Source organism: Stenotrophomonas sp. 86428_Sma, from assembly GCF_056481585.1.
Genome location: NZ_CM151156.1, coordinates 1,443,329 through 1,459,762 on the forward strand (window position 1 = coordinate 1,443,329; position 16,434 = coordinate 1,459,762).

The window sequence follows — 16,434 nt, forward strand, 5'->3', positions numbered from 1 at the left end:
GTTGACGGATCCGAGGTTTACTACGTCAAAGGGCTTGCCTTCCCAGCCTCCCCTTAAACTTCTGTGCTGCTTCTGACGTTGATCCAGCGACGTCCCCCCGACCTGAGTAGTGGGCGGGTTTAGAATCCAGTGCTGATGGTATCTTTCTTCGCCGCCAACTGCGCGGCGTGCTGGGCGGGTGTTAGTCCGCCAAGCGCTCTTTTGGGCCTTTCTTCGTTGTAGTCGCGCCGCCAGCTTTCGATGCTGGTACGGGCATGAAGCAATGTCGGGAACCAGTGCTCGTTGAGGCATTCATCGCGTAAACGCCCGTTGAAAGACTCCACGTAAGCATTCTGGTTCGGTTTGCCCGGCTCGATCAGACGCAGGGCAACTCCCTTGTCGTGAGCCCAGGCCACCATCGCCTTACCGCAAAACTCCTTGCCGTTGTCTGTCCTGATCACTCGTGGCAAGCCGCGCTGCATGGCCAGTCTGTCCAGCACCCTGGACACACCTTGCCCGGAAATTGCCCGCTCCACTTCGATGGCAACAGCCTCGTGGGTGGCGTCGTCTACGATGGTCAGGCACTTGATCACCCGGCCTTCCGCGGTGCGGTCGAACACGAAGTCCATCGACCACACCTCATTGGCAGCGGACGGCCGCAGGAGGGGCTGGCGCTCGCCTACCGGCACCTTCTTACGCTTTCTGCGACGCACCTGCAGGCCCGCTTCCTGATACAAGCGCTCCACTCGCTTGTAGTTCACGACCAGCCCTTTCTGTCGCAGTTTCAAATGGATCATGCCCACCCCGTAGCGTCTGTGCCGATGCGCCAGCGCGGCGATCTGCTCGCGCAGCTCAACGTTGTGGTCGGCCCGAGGCTCATAGCGCAGCGCGCTAGCGCTCATCCGCACCACCTTCAGCGCCCGCCGCTCGCTCAACCCCTTCTCGACCATGCTCCGCACCAGCAGCCTGCGCGCCGGTGCGGTCACCACTTTTTTCGCAACGCATCCTTGATGACGTCGTTCTCGAAGACCTGTTCTGCCAGTAGCTTCTTCAGGCGTGTGTTCTCCGCCTCCAGGTCCTTGAGCCGCTTGGCGTCGGGCACGCTCATGCCGCCGAACTTGCTGCGCCACAGGTAGTACGAGGCCTCGCTGAAGCCGTGCTGGCGGCAGAGGTCCTTAATGGGCATGCCGGCCTCGGCTTCGCGTAGGAAGCCGATGATCTGCTCTTCGGAAAAACGCTTCTTCACGTCCAATCTCCTTGTCATTGAGGATTGGACTCCAAACCGCTTCGCTACTCAATCTCGGGGGGACGTCGCCAGGTCAACGGTTTGGCCGATGTAAACGTGCCCGTTTTCAAAGACTAACGCATAGAGTGTTCGTGATCTTATGTGATACTTTTGATCTCGCTTCCAGTTCATGAGTCTCCTTATGTATGTTTGATAGTTCATACATAAGGTGAATTTGAAATCTGGCAAGCAATTTCGCTGGGCGAAAAAAAGGGACCCTTAGGTCCCTTTGCTACTTTTGATGTTCACCAGGGCAGAAATGTCCAACCGCTGGCAGTCTTGAATCCAAGGTATTTTTCAAGCTGCTGTTCAAGTAGCTTCAAATTGTCTTCAAAGCGTTGAAGGGCATCAGATCTGTTTTCGCGGCTGCTTGTCAAAATTCGATCATCCGTCACTATTCCACTCTCAATCTTAGAGATGTCTTCTTTTAGATAGGTGGCCATGGCTCCGGCATCTTTAATCCTTTCTAGTGTTTCGTAAATCCCGTCTGACTGCTTGAATAAGAACTTTGATTCACGGAAGGCTTTGATCATGGTGGCTTCACAAGCCTTGAGCGGGGTGTCAGACTTTTCCCACAACGCCTGAAAATATTCCAATGCTGTGGTGTAGATGGCAAAGCGCTTGTTATACAAATCCAGTCTAGCTTTTGAGCTCGCAATCTTCATTTGCGATAGGGCTATAAGGATTGTGGCAATGCTTAGCAACACAGTTACAGCGTCTTTGTCGAAATTTATACTCATTACTTCATCGCTCTTTAAAGTTGAGCTTGATTTAATCTGATTCATCATTTTTTTGCAAGCTCCTTCAACGAACAAGGGCCCCTAAGAGCCCTTGCCGAGATACAGATCACCTCCTTTTCTGCCGACACATTCTTTAGCGTCCCAAGTTGATTGACACTCCGACGCCACCCATCGCCTTACCTCTTGCGCTATACGAGAACCCACCTGAAACGCTTGTGCGTTCAGTAATACGAGCTCTCCAGCCGATAGCCAATGCACCTTCATTACCGCTAAAGCCGATGCCTGCTGAAGCCTGGACTTCACCCACGGCAGCTGGAACGTTCGCTGCTGCCATCATCGACATGGCCGCTACTTGAGCTCCCATTGCGTCTATGCGGCGGTCCTGGCGATCAATGCGCCTGTTAGTTTCGTCCCAGCGATCATTAAGAGCGGTCTGCATGTCATAGATCTGGCCACCGTTCACCGCATCCGTCGAACCTTTCTCTATGCGGCCTGCTGCTACGCTCGTGACGCGCTGGTTGCCAGCATTGATGCCGTCACGGGTCATGGATGCACCGCCTTCAATTGAGACGCCTTTGGCGTCCACGGTTATTGCGCCGACTTTGACGCTGCCGTTTTCACTGAGGACTACGTTGTCAGCCACCGCAACTGTTTGAGTGCCGTCCTGGTTATCGCTGACTTCGATGTTCTTGCCTGCGACAGATTTACTGCTGCTACCACCGCCGACACCATCTTTACCGTCAGCGCCTTTGAGCGAGGCCAGCCATTCTTTTTCAGTGCCTTTGTAACCATTGCCTACGGCAACTTCATAGGCGCTCCTGCCATCTGCGCCGTCTGCACCAGCAGGGCCTTGAGGTCCGGTTCCAGGGGAGTTTCCATTGCCGATGCGATTGTCTAGGTAGACAAGAGCGTCATTGACGTTGTTAAAGCTAGGACCGCTCGGCATCGCAAAATTTGGGTTGGTCCATACGCCAGTAGTGGGATCATAAGAAGCTCCACCACCGAACCACACGGCTTGCCTGGATACTGCGGTTTGTGTTTGACGCACTCGCAAATCTACCGCTCTAACTTGCCCTGTATTTGCCGCGTCAGTGTCCTCTATTCCGGCTGCAACATTTTTGAGGCGTTTATCGTCGCCTGATCGGCCAAAGGATACAGTTCCATCTTCAGAGCACTCAGCACCGTAGCCAACTGCTGTGCATTTTGCTGTCGCGGAAGAGAACGCTCCAACTGCAGTTGATTGATCTGCGTATGCGTTAGCCTGATTGCCTGCGGCAGTAGATCCCTCACCATTGGCATTCGCATTTGAACCGTATGCCGATGACTGATTGCCAGCAGCACGTGCTGATGGTCCGCCTGCTACGGAGTTGTCGCCTATTGCTAACGCCGGATCATTTTTAGATGGATCACCCTTCGCTGCAAAATAGGGGTTGCCTGCGCCAGGGGTTGTAGGAATGCCAGCAAGAGCATCGTTCAATTGTTTTAGGTTTACAGCATCTGTATCAGCTGTTCCCGCGTTAACGCCTGTTAATTGGCGATTTCCAAACGCGACTGTGTTAGCTCTTCCTCCTGTTGAACCGCCGATGGCGATTGAGTCCGGTGCATCGGCTCTTGCTCCTGGGCCGATTGCCGCAGTTGCTCCGCCAGTTACTATTGTGTTTGGGCCAATAGCCACGCCGTTGCCGCCAATTACACCATTGCTTTCAACTCTAGAGTCTCGCCCAATCGCCACTCCACCGCCGTCATTAACGCCGCCTGCATAAGCACCATTGCCGATAGCTACGCCTTTTCGGCCTGCGGAGGCATTGTCGCCAATAACAGTGCTTCCGTAATATGCCTTTGAATTCCTTCCGACAGCGATGTTAGGTCCATACTCGCTGCCATCAAATTGAGTTTCCGCATTTGTTCCAATGGCAATGTCATAGCTGCCAATAGCCCGCGCAGCGCCACCAGTTTCGGGTCCATTGACCACAATTCGTTTGCTGCCAGTTCCTGCTGCGACGGTTTCATTTAGCTGTTTTACGTTTACAGCATCATAGTCGCCAACACCCTTGGCGACACCTACAATTCTTTTTCCCTCTGGCAACCCGCCTCCTACTGCAACGGTGTCGTATTGATCGGCGATTGTGTTTGCTCCGATAGCGACTGCACCGTTAGCCGTGGCTTTCGCATTGGGTCCAATCGCTACTGTGTTATGGTCTTTCGCTTGTGCATTTTCACCTATAGCCACACCCCCTTGCTGGGTTGCTATAGCTTTACTGCCGATTGAAACTGATGCGCTTGCTGCTTCAGACTGCTCGCCTATTGCGACACCGCCTGCAATTGCTTTTGATTGCTTGCCAATAGATACAGCTGTCGCAGTGACGTTTTCAATGTCCCAAGAGCTGCCGTTCCAGGTCATTCTCTGGAACATGCCTGTAGTAGCGCTAGCTAAATCACCAATGGCAACATCGCCTTGTGCTGCCGCAGCGGCTCCATCGCCAATTTGAATTAGCGATGCGTTGGCAAGGCCCGATGAAAGCAGGGCTATCGCCGCAATTGCTAACCTGGATTTGTTTAATCTGCTTTTCATTAATTTGCTCCTTTGGGCTTTGCCATGATGTTGGTTGTGGTGGATTTGCTACATAAAAATGTAGGTTTTAGGATGTTTACCTGTGAGGCATCTGCAGGAATGGGGAAGGTGGTTGGTCTTTCGAGTAATGCTTTGTCATCGCCTTCAAATGGAATTGAGGCTGAATAAATCCCGTTTGAATTGGTTTTTGTCTTCCAGATTCGACTGCCATCCAGGATCTCAACTTCTGCATTGGCAATAGGCTTGTCGAGCCAGACTGCGCCGCGAATGTGGCAAAAATTCCCTTCAACTAGGGCTATTGGCTGAATTGCCAATTGCTTGATGAGGTCGAGGTTCTCTTTGTCTGATGCTGCGATAGCGCTTGTTGCTAAAAAAAATAGCGATAGCGAAATTAATGTTTTAAAGATTTGCATTGGCGGGCCTCCTTTTAAAATATGGTTCTACCTATCCACAAATAACAGGAGATTTGGCTTGCGCAAGGGGGAGGGTATTAAAAATATCTCGCGCATAAAAAAGCCCCCTCTTTCGAGGGGGCTGGAGACACGACCGTCTCTCAATGTCCAATTTACGTCGAGGAAGGAGGTGCCTCTTTCAATCGGACACTTATACACATAACACTAATTTTGATTAGCGCAAGTGCGTGCGGTTTTTAATTTATTTGGATGAGAATGCCAGCAGCAATGGGGAAAAGAAGTCCGTGTTCCGCATGGTCGGATCCAGGCACTGCCTGATAGATCGATGAGGGCAAGGGCGGCAGAGCTGGCTCAGCAGAAGGTAGCCAGAAGGTAGCCAAAAATTGCTTGCAGCCTTGATGGGCTTGGAAAAATAAATAAAAACAAGAGGTTGCGGTGATCCGAAAAGCTTACGCTAGAACTGCTTCATCAGCGGGGTGTGTTCCTTGGACGCCTTGGCGTTGCTGGTGTTGTCTTTTGTATCAGTCACTTGGGGCGTTTCGCGTCTTGGCAGGGCGTCGGGGCGTGGCCACGCGCAGGCATGGCCGGAGAGGACATTAGTGTAGCGACCTGGGGCGGTCGATGATCCGCGGCACCCGTGCTGGGCCCGGGGGCTGTCCGTGTGCCAACGCCTGCGCCCCTGCGCCGGCACTTTGGTTGATTTCCCCAGGGGCCCACGGTAGTGTCAGCCCCGGCGATTTCCGCCAAGCGGCCTCCATGGAAACCGGGGCGACTTATCCCCCGGGCGGGCGTTGATGGAAAGAACAAGCATGACTGCAGCCTGCATGGCCGCCGAACCTCGTTACACCTGGCGTACCGTCCTGCTGAGCATCCTGGTCGCCATCGTTCCGCTTGCCGGCTCCGCACCCTACACCTTGCTGAAGGCGGTGCTGCTGCTGGCCCTGCTGGTCACCGGCGTGGTTCTGATCCGCCGCCAGCCCGATGTCCGCCTGCGCTACCGCATCGCCCGGTTCATCGTGATCGTCTGCTTCCTGCGCCTGGCCTATGCCTTCTACAGCATCCTCTGGCACGGGCTGCGCTGGAACGAGCTGGATCTGCCGGCGCAGACACTGCTCTACCTGGGCACCGCTGCCGTGTTCGCCACTGCGCTGGACTGGCGCCTGATCTGGAAGATCTTCGCCGTGTCCACCCTGGTCTTCGGCGGGTCGTGCATCGTGCAGCACCACGTGATGGGCCTTGAACGCGCGCACGGTTTCAGTGGCGGCGAATGGACGGCCATCGAGTTCACCATGGTGACGCTGTGCATGGCGTTGTTCTCGGTCATCCGGTTGATCCAGCCCAATGTGCATCCGGCCGAACGCTGGCTGCACGGCGTGGCCATCGCCGTCGGCGTCTACGGTTCGATCCTGGCGCAGAGCCGCGGGCCGATCCTGGCGTTCATTCCCGCCATGCTGATGGTGATTGCGGTGCACGTCCGGCGCACCCGGCGCTGGCGGGGGGCACTGGCCTTCGTCGGTGCCCTGGTCATTGGCGTGGTCGGTGCCACCTCGGTGCTGAACCATGAGGTGATCCAGCGCTTCGGTGAGGTCAGTGGCGAGATCTCCGGTTTCAACCAGGAAAACGAGGTCGGCTCGGTCCGCGAGCGCATCGCCATGTGGGGCGTGGCGGTCGACGCCTTCGCCGAGCATCCCGTGGCGGGGGTGGGCCTGAACCAGTTCGGTACCTACGCACGTGAGGGCATCGCCCGCGGCGAGGTGTCCGAGTCGATCTTCCGCTACAACCACCCGCACAACGAGTACCTGGAAGCGGCGGTGACCGGTGGCGTGCCGTTGCTGCTGATCATGCTGCTGGTCTTCATCCTGCCCGGCATTCATTTCGTGCGGCGCCTCGGCCACGCCGACGACATCACCGCGATGATCGCCACCGCCGGACTTGCCGTGGTCATCGTCTATGCGCTGTCGGCGTTCACGGACAACGTGTTCTACCGGGCGATGCCGCATTCGTTCTATTTCTACCTGGTGCTGGGCTTCATGCTGGCGACCGCCTTGCCTGCGCGCGACCTGCGCCGGCCAGGGAGTCCCTCCTGATGGCGCATATCCACCTGCTGGCCGCCGACAACCAGCGTGGCCTGTCCCATGACATCCAGGTGATCGAGCGCTCGTTGCAGCAGCTCGGGCACACGGTGACGGTCAGCCGTCTGGACGCGGTGCGCAATGGGGGGGCCTGGAAACTCCGCGGGATGCGCCTGCGCAGGCTGCTGGCCTCGTGGCTGAGCCTGGGGCGCACGCCGGCCCGGTTCGACATCAACATCTCGCTGGAGCATGTCCGGCCGGCAAGCTTCGGACTGGCCGAGGTCAATCTGTTGATTCCGAATCCGGAATGGGTGTCCGCACGCAGCCTGCGGATCCTGCCGCGGTTCGATGCGTTGTTGACCAAGACCGAAGACGCCACGCGCATCTTCAAGGCGCTGGGCATGCGCGCGCTGGAAGTCGGTTTCTGCAGCCGTGACCGCTACGACCCGGCGGTGCCGCGCAGGCCGCGCACTTTCCTGCATGCGGCCGGTACCAGCCGCATGAAGGGCACGGCAACGCTGGTCGAGGTCTGGAAGCGCCATCCGGAGTGGCCCTTGCTGACCATCCTGCGCGGCGGCCCTTCGGACGAAGATGAGGGCGGGGCCGCGAACCTGCGGATCGTCCGCGAGCGCCTGCCCGACCAGGAGGTGCAGCGCCTGCAGAACGAACATGCGTTTCACCTGTGCCTGTCGCAGACCGAAGGCTGGGGCCATTACCTGGTGGAAGCGATGAGCTGCGGGGCGGTGGTGATCACCTGCGATGGCGCGCCGATGAACCAGATGATCGACGACAGCCGCGGCATCCTGGTTGACGCGCACGAGGGCGAGCCCTGCCATCTGTCCAGGACCTGGCATGTGGATGAGAAGGCGCTGGAACAGGCCGTCGAGCGTGCGCTGGCGATGGATGAGGCCGAGTGGACCCGGCTGGGCGCCAATGCACGCGCATGGCACCTGGCCAGCGAAGTGGCGTTCCCACGCCGGCTGGGCGAGGCCCTGGCCAAGCTTTGAGTTGATGCGGCTGGTTGCTGCAGAGTGCTCAGCCTGGCACCAGGGTGATCTGCGGATGGCTGCCGAAGATCTCCATGACGATCTCGAAGTAGGTCTGTCCCTGGCCAAGTGACAGTGCCGTCAACTGAGCGTGGATGGCCGGACCGTTGAACCTGCCGCCTTGATCGAGTTTCGACTGCAGCCAGGCGCGTGTGGTCTCGCGGCCCAGTGCCTCGCGGCTGTGGGCGATGTCGCGCCACACCACCGTGGCGGTGGCATGACCGGCGAGCGCGCCGTAGCCCCCGTGCAGCAGGTCATCAAGCGCGTCCAGGCTTGCGCCCAGCTGCCAGTCTTCGTCGGCCATGAATACACGATTGATTTCCACGTAGAGGCTGGCGATGTCGTTGATGGACGCGCCTTCGATGTGCAGGATCCGTGTCATCTGCAGACTGTAGCGCTCCTGGGCGACGGTTGTGTCCGGCGCAGATAATCCGGACCGCCCTGGATGGGGGGGGCGTTATTATGGTGTTAATCCTGCGTGATTTTCATCGGCGCTGGCGTGGCAGCGGTATTCGATAATGATATGGCGCCATTATCGGTCGCCGCATTTTCTGACTGCCTGCACAGTTCCATATATTTGGATCGGTCCATATATAAAGTCCCGTAAAGTTTCCCTCCGCTGCGCCGCCATCGAACGTACGGCCACGATCAAGGGAATTGAGATGCTTGCCTTACGTAATCTCCGTGTGGGATCCCGGCTTGGCGCCGGCTTCGGTCTGCTGCTGCTGTTCATCATGGCCATCGTCGGCCTGGTGCTGTATGGGAATCAGCTGAAATCCGCCCAGTTCGAGAAAGTGGTGGACGTCAACATGGTGAAGATGCGCCTGTTGAATGACATGCTTGATACCAACAACGCGGTGCTGATGCATCGTCGCCTGATGGTGATCAAGCGGGGTGACGAGTTCGACAAGGATTACCAGCGTGCCCAGGAGTTGTCGCGGACCTATGACGGTATCTGGGCCAAGTACATCAAGATTCCGCGTGACGCTACCGGCGATACCCTGGTCGCGCGCATCGAGGCGGCCCGCAAGGCCACCGATGCATCAACCCAGCAATTGCATGAGCGCATGAAGGCGGGGGATTTCGATGGTGCAGCGAAGGAGCTGCTGGCCGAGCACGGATTGGCAACGGCCTGGAATGAATCCATTTCGGCCCTGCTGCGCCACCAGGAAACACTGACCGAACGCAGCCGCGAAGAGTACCGCGCAACCGAATCGTGGACCGGCACGCTGTCGATCGCGTTCGGGGCACTGAGCCTGTTGCTGGGGACATTGGCGGCCTGGGCGATCACCCGCAGCCTGACCCGCCCGCTGGAAGGAGCGGTGAAGCTGGCTGACGGCATCGCCAGTGGCCGCCTGGACAGCAGCATCGACGCCACCGGCAACGACGAGGTGACCCAGCTGCTGAAGTCGATGCAGCGCATGCAGGCGCAGCTGCAGTCGGTGATGGCGGCACAGGGGGAGCTGGCCCGCCAGCACGATGCCGGCAGCCTCAGCTACCGCATGGACGAGAGCGCGTTCCCCGGTGACTACGGGCGCATGGTGCATGAGACCAATGCGCTGGTTGGATCGCACGTGCAGGTACAGAACCGGCTGATCGAGGTGATGAAACACTACGCACGCGGCGATCTGTCGGTGGACATGGACCCGCTGCCCGGCGAGAAGGCGGCGATCACCCAGGCGATGGACGAAACCAAGTCCAGCCTGTCGGCGATCAACAGCGAGATCCGCCGCTTGGCAACCGCCGCTGCGGCAGGTGACTTCAGCCTGCGTGGTGACGAGGATCGCTTCGCCTACGATTTCCGCGACATGGTGGCGGGGCTGAATCGCCTGATGCAGACCACCGACGAGAATCTGGTGCAGGTCTCGACCCTGCTGCAGGCCATCTCGCGCGGTGACCTGACCGTGCGCATGCAGGGCGATTTCCACGGTGTGTTCGCGCGCATGCGTGATGACTGCAATGCCACGGTCGATCAGCTCAAGCAGATCGTCGGTCGCATCCAGGCCAGTGCATCCAGCATCAACCTTGCGGCAGGTGAGATCGCCTCGGGCAACACTGACCTGTCACGGCGTACCGAACAGCAGGCGGCAAACCTGGAAGAAACGGCAGCATCGATGGAGGAACTGACCTCCACCGTGAAGCAGAATGCCGAGCATGCACGGCAGGCCAACCAATTGGCCATCGGCGCGCATGGTGTTGCCTCCCAGGGCGGTGAAGTGGTGGGCCAGGTGGTCACCACGATGTCGGCCATCGAGGCATCGTCGAAGAAGATCGCCGAAATCATCTCGGTCATCGATGGCATCGCCTTCCAGACCAATATCCTCGCGCTGAATGCGGCGGTCGAAGCTGCGCGTGCCGGCGAGCAGGGCAGGGGCTTTGCAGTGGTGGCCAGCGAAGTGCGTACGCTGGCGCAGCGCTCGGCGGGTGCGGCCAAGGAGATCAAGGGGCTGATCGAGGATTCGGTCGGCAAGGTCGCCGACGGCTCGGCGCTGGTCCGCCAGGCGGGCACCACGATGGGCGAGATCGTGGCCTCGGTGCAGCGCGTGACCGACATCATGGCCGATATCTCTGCTGCCTCCCAGGAGCAGAGCTCGGGCATCGAACAGGTCAACCAGGCGGTGGTGCAGATGGATGAGACCACGCAGCAGAATGCGGCGCTGGTCGAAGAAGCCAGTGCTGCAGCGCGCTCGATGGAGGAGCAGGCCAACCTGCTGGCCGAGGCGGTTTCGGTGTTCCGCACGGGGGCGGTGACCGCCGCCGCCGCGGTGCGCCCGGCGCTGGCAGCCGTGGCGGCATCGGTTACCCCGGTGCGCCGTCCGGCATCGCTGTCGCCACGCATCGAACCAACGCTGGCTGCCAATGCGGGTGGCTGGGAAGAGTTCTAGAAGAGGGCAAGGCCGGCAGGGAGACGGCGCCCATCGCGACGGCTGGTCGCGATGGGCGCGGATTTTCTTCCTGAACGTGCGATGGCCGATGAAGTGGCGGACACACGCATTTCACTTCCGGTTGCCAACCGCGGGAGGACACTGGCGCCATACCGGAACTCAGGAGATGGCCATGAAGACCTCGACCCGATTGCTTGTGCTGGGCACCCTGCTGGCAGCTTCGTCGGTGGCCGGCGCGCAGACCTATGGCCCGCGCGATGAGGGACGCAAGTTCAACGACGGCAGCCGCGTGGTCTGCAAGAACGTGGAAGTGCAGCGCAACTCGCGCGATCCGAACCGCATCACGGGTACCGCTACCGGCGCCGTGATCGGTGGCCTGCTCGGCAACCAGGTAGGTGGCGGCAACGGCAAGAAGCTGGCCACCGTGGCAGGCGCCGTTGCAGGTGGTGCAGCCGGTCGCCAGATCCAGGGCAACAGCCAGCAGAAGAACGGCGACCGCGTGGTGGAACGTCGCTGCGAACGCGTCTACCGCTGATCGATTGCAGCCAGATCCCGCTTCCCCTTCCACACCGCAGTACTCGAACGCCGGCCCAGCGCCGGCGTTCGTCGTTACGGAAAAAGGGGACGGAGGGGATTAAGTCGCAATCGCCCAAACCGGCCGTTTACGACTTAATCCCCTCCGTCCCCTTTTTTGCGAGGAGGCGCCAGCTGGCGAGGCTGCCGTAGAGCAGCAGCAGGGCGGTGAGGGTGATCAGTTCGTGGCTGACTTCGGTCAGGCGGGCGTCCATCTGGTTCAGGCGCACCATCAGGTTGATGCCCGAGGTGGTCGGCAGAAGCTGCGCCAGCCAGACCAGCGGTGGTGGCGTCATCACTGCCGGCCACGACAGGTTGGCCAGGAAGAACAGCGGGATCGAGGTGGCGATGATGTACTGGAAGGCGCGTTCGCGGGTGCGGAAGAAACTGCCGACGAACAGGCCGAAGGCCACGGTGGCGGCGATGAACAAGGTGCCGCCGAGCAGCTGGCCCAATGGGTTGCCGCCGCGCGGATAGTCCTGCACCCAGGCGGTGAAGCCGGCGTAGTAGAACAGGCCGAACAGGCCGATCAGGGCGAAGCCCAGTGCCATGCCGGCCAACGTCGGCAGGTCGAAGCGCAGGCGGCGGCCGAGCGCGAGACGACGGCCGCCGAGCAGGACGCCGATGCCCATCAGCAGGGTCTGGTGCACGATCAGCTCGGCCACGCCCGGCACGATGGCGCTGCCATAGCCTTCCTGGGTGTTGTACAGCGGGCGCTGCACCAGCGTGACCGGTGGTGCCTGCGGTGCGCCCATGAAGGCGGCCTGGCCGACCACGGCATCACGTCCGAACGCGCCCAGTGCATCGGCCACGCTGCCCAGCACCCAACTGGCACGGCCCAGGTAGGCGCCGTTGCCGAGCAGCACCAGCTTGGCCGGGTGGCCGCGCAGGATGTTGCGCTCCAGGTTGGCCGGGATCAGCACGATGCCTTCGGCGTGGCCGGCTTCCAGCTGCTGGCGCGCGCTGTCGATGTCTGCCGGTTGCCCGACCACGCGCGCAACACGGAGTGCATCGAGCTTCCGCAGCAGCTCGCGGCTGGTCGCGCTGTGGTCTTCGTCCACCACCAGTACCGGCAGGTTGCCGGCCACCTGGTGGCGATACGCGGCCGGGTAGAAGAACGAGTACAGGATTACCGCGCCGACCATCACCACGATCGCATAGCGGTCGCACAGCACCGCCATCAGGGTCTGCCGCAGGCTGCGCCACAGTGCGCTCATGCGTCGGCCCCCGCCGCTTGCGCGGCTTCGGGCGTACGCGCGAAGGCGATCAGGCGCAGCCCACCGATGCCGCCAGCCACCACTGACATCAGCAGCAACGTGGCCAGCGGCCATACCGAAACCTGCAGCGGCGAACCGATGAACTGTTGCTGGGTCTGCAGCTTGATATAGGCGCTGAGCGGCAGCAGCTGATGCCAGACGCGGGTGAATAGCGGCCCGTCCAGCACCGGGAAGGTGGCGCTGGAAAATGCCAGTGCAGTACCGATGCTGAGGCCGACCGCTGACAGCGCGGTACCCATGTCGCGGGTGACGCCGACGAAGAACAACGCGTAGGCGGCAGTAGCCAGGTAGAACAGAGGTTGTGCGAGCAGCAGCAGGAGCACGCTCCCGGCCACACCGTCGCCGCGCAGCCAGGCCAGGTAACCGATGCCGAGCGCGCCATACAGCGAGAACAGCAGGACGTACGGCGCGATCTTGCCGGCAATCGCCGGCCACGGTGTGCGGCCGAGCCAGGCGGGCAGGGTGCCGTCGCGGATCTCGCGGCCGAGGCTGCCGGCCACCGCAAGTGCCAGCACCAGCGACAACACCGCCGGGAAGATCAGCGGCAGCAGGAACAGCTCGTAGCTGCGCGCCGGGTTGTACAGGATGTCCGACTGCACCGCGATCGGTGCCGCACGCAGCTTGCCCGGGCCGACCTGCAGGCCGATGCGCTCGCGCAGCAGGCGTGCGTTCCAGGCCGAGACCGCGTCGCCGATATCGCGCGCCGCGGACTGGCCGGTGGTCATGTAGGTGGCGTTGTAGTAGGCGAACACCGTGCCCTGGCGTCCACGCAACGCCTGCCGGGTGACATCGCGCGGCACCAGTACGATGGCGAATACATCCAGCCGACGCAGCTGCGAACGTGCATCTTGCATGTCCGCAGGCTGGCTGGCGATGCGCACGCCGGGGCTGGCATCGAGCATGCGCAGCAGCAGGCGGCTGTCGCTGCTGTGGTCGAGGTCGACCACGGCGATCGGGATGTCGCGCATCACCGAGGGCGTGAACATCCACGCCATCACGGCCAGCATCAGCAGCGGCAGCAGGGTGACCAGCAGCAGGTCGGCGCGGTTGCCGCGCAGCGACCGCAGCTCGCGCCGCCAGCTGGCGGCGAAGCTGCTGCTGTCGGGGCTCAGTGCTGGGGCCATGCGAACAGCACGCTCATGCCGGGGCGGAAGCCCTCGATGCGGCGTACCGGGCGCACCCGCACCTCGAAGCTGCGGACGTCGTAGCCGGACGACTGGCGGGTGGTCCGCCAGGTCGCATAGTCACCGGCCGGATTGATGAAATAAACCTCGAACTCGCCGTCCTGGCCAAGCGCCGGCACGCTGCCCTGCAGCTTGCTGCCGACCTTCAGGCCCTGCATCTGCGATTCGCGCAGGTTCATCGCCACCCACATGCGGTCGATGTCGACCAGGGTGAACACCGGATAGCCCGCTGGCACCAGTTCGCCCGGGTCGGCCATACGCTTGTTGATCTCGCCGGCCACCGGCGCGCGCCCTTCCACTTCGACGCGCGCGGCGTTGACTTCGGCCACCGCGCCCTGTGCCTGTTGCACCTGGCCCTGCGCGGCACGCTTGTCCTGCTCGCGTGCGCCGGCCAAGGCCATGTCGTACTGCGCGCGGGCGGCACGGGCCAGTTCGCGCGAGCTGGTGGCCTGGGCATGCGCTTCATCGCGCTTCTGCCGGGTCATCACCCCTTCGTTGAACAGGTTCTGCACGCGCTGGTAGGTCGCTTCAGCCAGCGTCGCACCGGCTTCAGCCCGCTTCCAGTTCGCTTCGGCGGCGCGGATGTCCTCGCTGCGCGCACCTTCGTCGGCCTTGTCGGCCACCGCCTGTGCGGCGGCCAATGCGCCGTGCGCCTGCTGTTCCTTGGCGGCCACTTCGGGGCTGTCGAGCAGGAACAGCACCTGCCCGGGCTGCACGCGGTCGCCCTCGCGCACCTTCAGTTCGGCCACGCGCGCGGTGATCTTGGCGGCCACGTTGATCGTGTCCGCATCGGCCATGCCCTGAATCTGGTCGGCGGGGCTGCGCCAGGCCAGCCACAGGCCGAGCACCACCACGACCAGCAGCACCACTATCAGGATCGGGCCCAGGCGGCGCTTGGCCGGGGGCGTCGTTGCATCGTCGTGCAGCACATCACTCATGGTCGATCACCTCGTCCGCACGCCGCCGGAACTCTTCGAAACGGTCCATCTGTCCACTGACCTCCAGCAACTGTGCCAGCGCAATATCGTATTGGTAGGCGGCCTGTGCGCGCTCGACGCGGGCGCCGCCCAGGCCGAGCCGCGCGTCGATCACATCCAGCGAAGTCGCTTGGCCTTCGCGGAACGCCAGCTCCTGCAGGCGCAGGTTTTCCTGTGCCTGGGCGATGCTGCTGTCGAGCAGCACGTACTGCTGGCGCGCGGTTTCCAGCTCGTTCCAGGCCTTGCGCACGCCCAGCGCGACCTGGTTCTCGGCCTCGCGCAGGCCTGCTTCGGCCTGTTCCTGCTGCGCACGCGCGGCGCTGATCTGCGCCGGCCGCGAGTTCGGCGACAGGAAGGTGTACTTCAGGCCGATGCCGAATGCCCAGTCCGGATCGGTCAACATCTCGTCACGGCGGCGAAAGTCGTACTGGCCGAAGGCGAAGATCTGTGGCTTCAGCTTGGCCTGCTGCACGCGCACGCCCTGTTCGGCCTGCGCCACCATCGCCCGCAGGCGTGCGATCTGCGGCTGGCGCGCCTGCGCAGTGCGCTCGAAGCTGGCGACCGGTTCCAATGGCACGCGCTGCACGAACAGCGGCGACACCGGCTGTACCTCGCCACCACTGCGCAGCAGCGTGGCCAGCGCCGCCTTCAGCGTGGCCAGGTCGTTCACCGTTTTCTGGTATTCGCGCTCGGCCTTGTCGCGGGCCACGGTGGCCTGCAGGCGCTGGGCGCGGGTGGCGAAGCCCTCGCGTTCCAGCTTCTCTGCGTCGGACAGGTGGCGGTTCAGGCCATCGCGTACGTCGCGGCGCACATCCACTGCCTGCTCGGCCAGGCGTTGGCCGAAATAAGCCTGGGCCAGCTGTACGGTCAGCGATTGGCGCTGAGCCTCGCGCTCGGCACTGGCCTGTTCGTGGGCGGCGCTGGCCGCACGTTGCGCAGCCGGAATCACGCCGCCGGTGTACAGCGGCAGCACCGCGGTCACCACCGGGCGGGTACGCCAGTCGCGTTCGGTGAACGACAGGGGCGAGTCGATGCCAAAGGCCTCGGCCACCGGCGCCAGCGAGCCCAGTGGCAGGGTGAGGGTCTTCTGGAACTGCAGCCGGCGCACTTCGCCGGTGATCTCCGGCAGGCGCAGCAGGCGGGTGGCGTCCTGCAGGTCCTGCTTGTTGCGCACCGCTGCATCAGCGGCGGCCAGTGCATCGGAGACCTGCTCCAGGCGCTGGCGTGCCTGTTCCCAGTCCAATGCGGGTGCATCGGTGAGGCTCTGCGCCGGCACAGCCAGGGGCAGGCAGGCTGCCAGCGCCAGCGCGGCCTTCGCGCCGTGCATCCTTGTACGTCGGCCGATCACGCCCATGCCGTCCCAATGGTGAAGAAGTGCGCAAACGGTAGTGCGCGCGGCGTGAAGCCCGGGTCTGCGGTCATTGGATTGTC

The 16,434-nt window shown here is 61.7% G+C and carries 13 protein-coding genes; 4 read left to right on the forward strand and 9 right to left on the reverse strand.

Features of this window, described 5'->3' with window-relative positions:
* Positions 1–119: 119 nt before the first annotated feature.
* The 4 genes from ACZK3J_RS06585 to ACZK3J_RS06600 all read right to left on the reverse strand — a co-directional run bounded on the left by ACZK3J_RS06585 (position 120) and on the right by ACZK3J_RS06600 (position 4,989).
* A protein-coding gene (locus ACZK3J_RS06585) for an IS3 family transposase (RefSeq protein WP_197635070.1) occupies positions 120–1,243 on the reverse strand; the annotation gives its coding sequence in 2 pieces (ribosomal slippage) (positions 120–967 and positions 967–1,243; 1,125 coding nt in all).
* Between the two features lie 266 nt (positions 1,244–1,509).
* Positions 1,510–2,052: a hypothetical protein gene (locus tag ACZK3J_RS06590; RefSeq protein ID WP_478476628.1), complete on the reverse strand. Its 543-nt coding sequence runs from the start codon at positions 2,050–2,052 to the stop codon at positions 1,510–1,512.
* Positions 2,053–2,137: 85 nt separating this feature from the next.
* On the reverse strand, positions 2,138–4,576 hold the full coding sequence (locus tag ACZK3J_RS06595) for a YadA-like family protein (protein ID WP_478476630.1): 2,439 nt from the start codon (positions 4,574–4,576) through the stop codon (positions 2,138–2,140).
* Positions 4,576–4,989: a hypothetical protein gene (locus ACZK3J_RS06600; protein ID WP_478476631.1), complete on the reverse strand. Its 414-nt coding sequence runs from the start codon at positions 4,987–4,989 to the stop codon at positions 4,576–4,578. Before ACZK3J_RS06600 ends, ACZK3J_RS06595 begins: the two co-directional genes overlap by 1 nt.
* Positions 4,990–5,798: 809 nt before the next feature.
* Between ACZK3J_RS06600 and ACZK3J_RS06605 the strand changes: the two genes are divergently transcribed.
* Both ACZK3J_RS06605 and ACZK3J_RS06610 read left to right on the forward strand, forming a co-directional pair.
* On the forward strand, positions 5,799–7,076 hold the full coding sequence (locus ACZK3J_RS06605) for an O-antigen ligase family protein (protein WP_032127545.1): 1,278 nt from the start codon (positions 5,799–5,801) through the stop codon (positions 7,074–7,076).
* A complete protein-coding gene (locus ACZK3J_RS06610) occupies positions 7,076–8,068 on the forward strand; it encodes a glycosyltransferase (RefSeq protein ID WP_478476632.1) in 993 nt (330 codons plus the stop codon). The genes ACZK3J_RS06605 and ACZK3J_RS06610 overlap by 1 nt, the downstream gene beginning before the upstream one ends.
* Positions 8,069–8,096: 28 nt before the next feature.
* Here the strand turns inward: ACZK3J_RS06610 and ACZK3J_RS06615 are convergent, their stop codons facing one another.
* Positions 8,097–8,489, reverse strand: a complete 393-nt coding sequence (locus tag ACZK3J_RS06615) for a barstar family protein (RefSeq protein WP_049462356.1) — start codon at positions 8,487–8,489, stop codon at positions 8,097–8,099.
* Between the two features lie 280 nt (positions 8,490–8,769).
* On the opposite strand from ACZK3J_RS06615, the gene ACZK3J_RS06620 reads away from it, so the two are divergent.
* Both ACZK3J_RS06620 and ACZK3J_RS06625 read left to right on the forward strand, forming a co-directional pair.
* A complete protein-coding gene (locus ACZK3J_RS06620; protein ID WP_478476633.1) occupies positions 8,770–10,992 on the forward strand; it encodes a methyl-accepting chemotaxis protein in 2,223 nt (740 codons plus the stop codon).
* Positions 10,993–11,158: 166 nt separating this feature from the next.
* The gene (locus tag ACZK3J_RS06625) at positions 11,159–11,527 is read left to right on the forward strand and encodes a glycine zipper 2TM domain-containing protein (RefSeq protein WP_032127541.1); all 369 of its coding nucleotides are present in this window, start codon (positions 11,159–11,161) and stop codon (positions 11,525–11,527) included.
* Positions 11,528–11,654: 127 nt separating this feature from the next.
* Here the strand turns inward: ACZK3J_RS06625 and ACZK3J_RS06630 are convergent, their stop codons facing one another.
* From ACZK3J_RS06630 to ACZK3J_RS06645, 4 genes are read right to left on the reverse strand one after another with little or no spacing between them, the layout of a single operon-like run.
* A complete protein-coding gene (locus ACZK3J_RS06630) occupies positions 11,655–12,782 on the reverse strand; it encodes an ABC transporter permease (RefSeq protein WP_478476635.1) in 1,128 nt (375 codons plus the stop codon).
* A complete protein-coding gene (locus ACZK3J_RS06635) occupies positions 12,779–13,966 on the reverse strand; it encodes an ABC transporter permease (RefSeq protein WP_478476637.1) in 1,188 nt (395 codons plus the stop codon). Before ACZK3J_RS06635 ends, ACZK3J_RS06630 begins: the two co-directional genes overlap by 4 nt.
* Entirely contained in the window at positions 13,951–14,964 is a 1,014-nt protein-coding gene (locus tag ACZK3J_RS06640; protein ID WP_032127538.1) for an HlyD family secretion protein, read from the reverse strand. The genes ACZK3J_RS06635 and ACZK3J_RS06640 overlap by 16 nt, the downstream gene beginning before the upstream one ends.
* Entirely contained in the window at positions 14,957–16,357 is a 1,401-nt protein-coding gene (locus ACZK3J_RS06645; protein ID WP_149908606.1) for a TolC family protein, read from the reverse strand. The genes ACZK3J_RS06640 and ACZK3J_RS06645 overlap by 8 nt, the downstream gene beginning before the upstream one ends.
* Between the last annotated feature and the right edge of the window lie 77 nt (positions 16,358–16,434).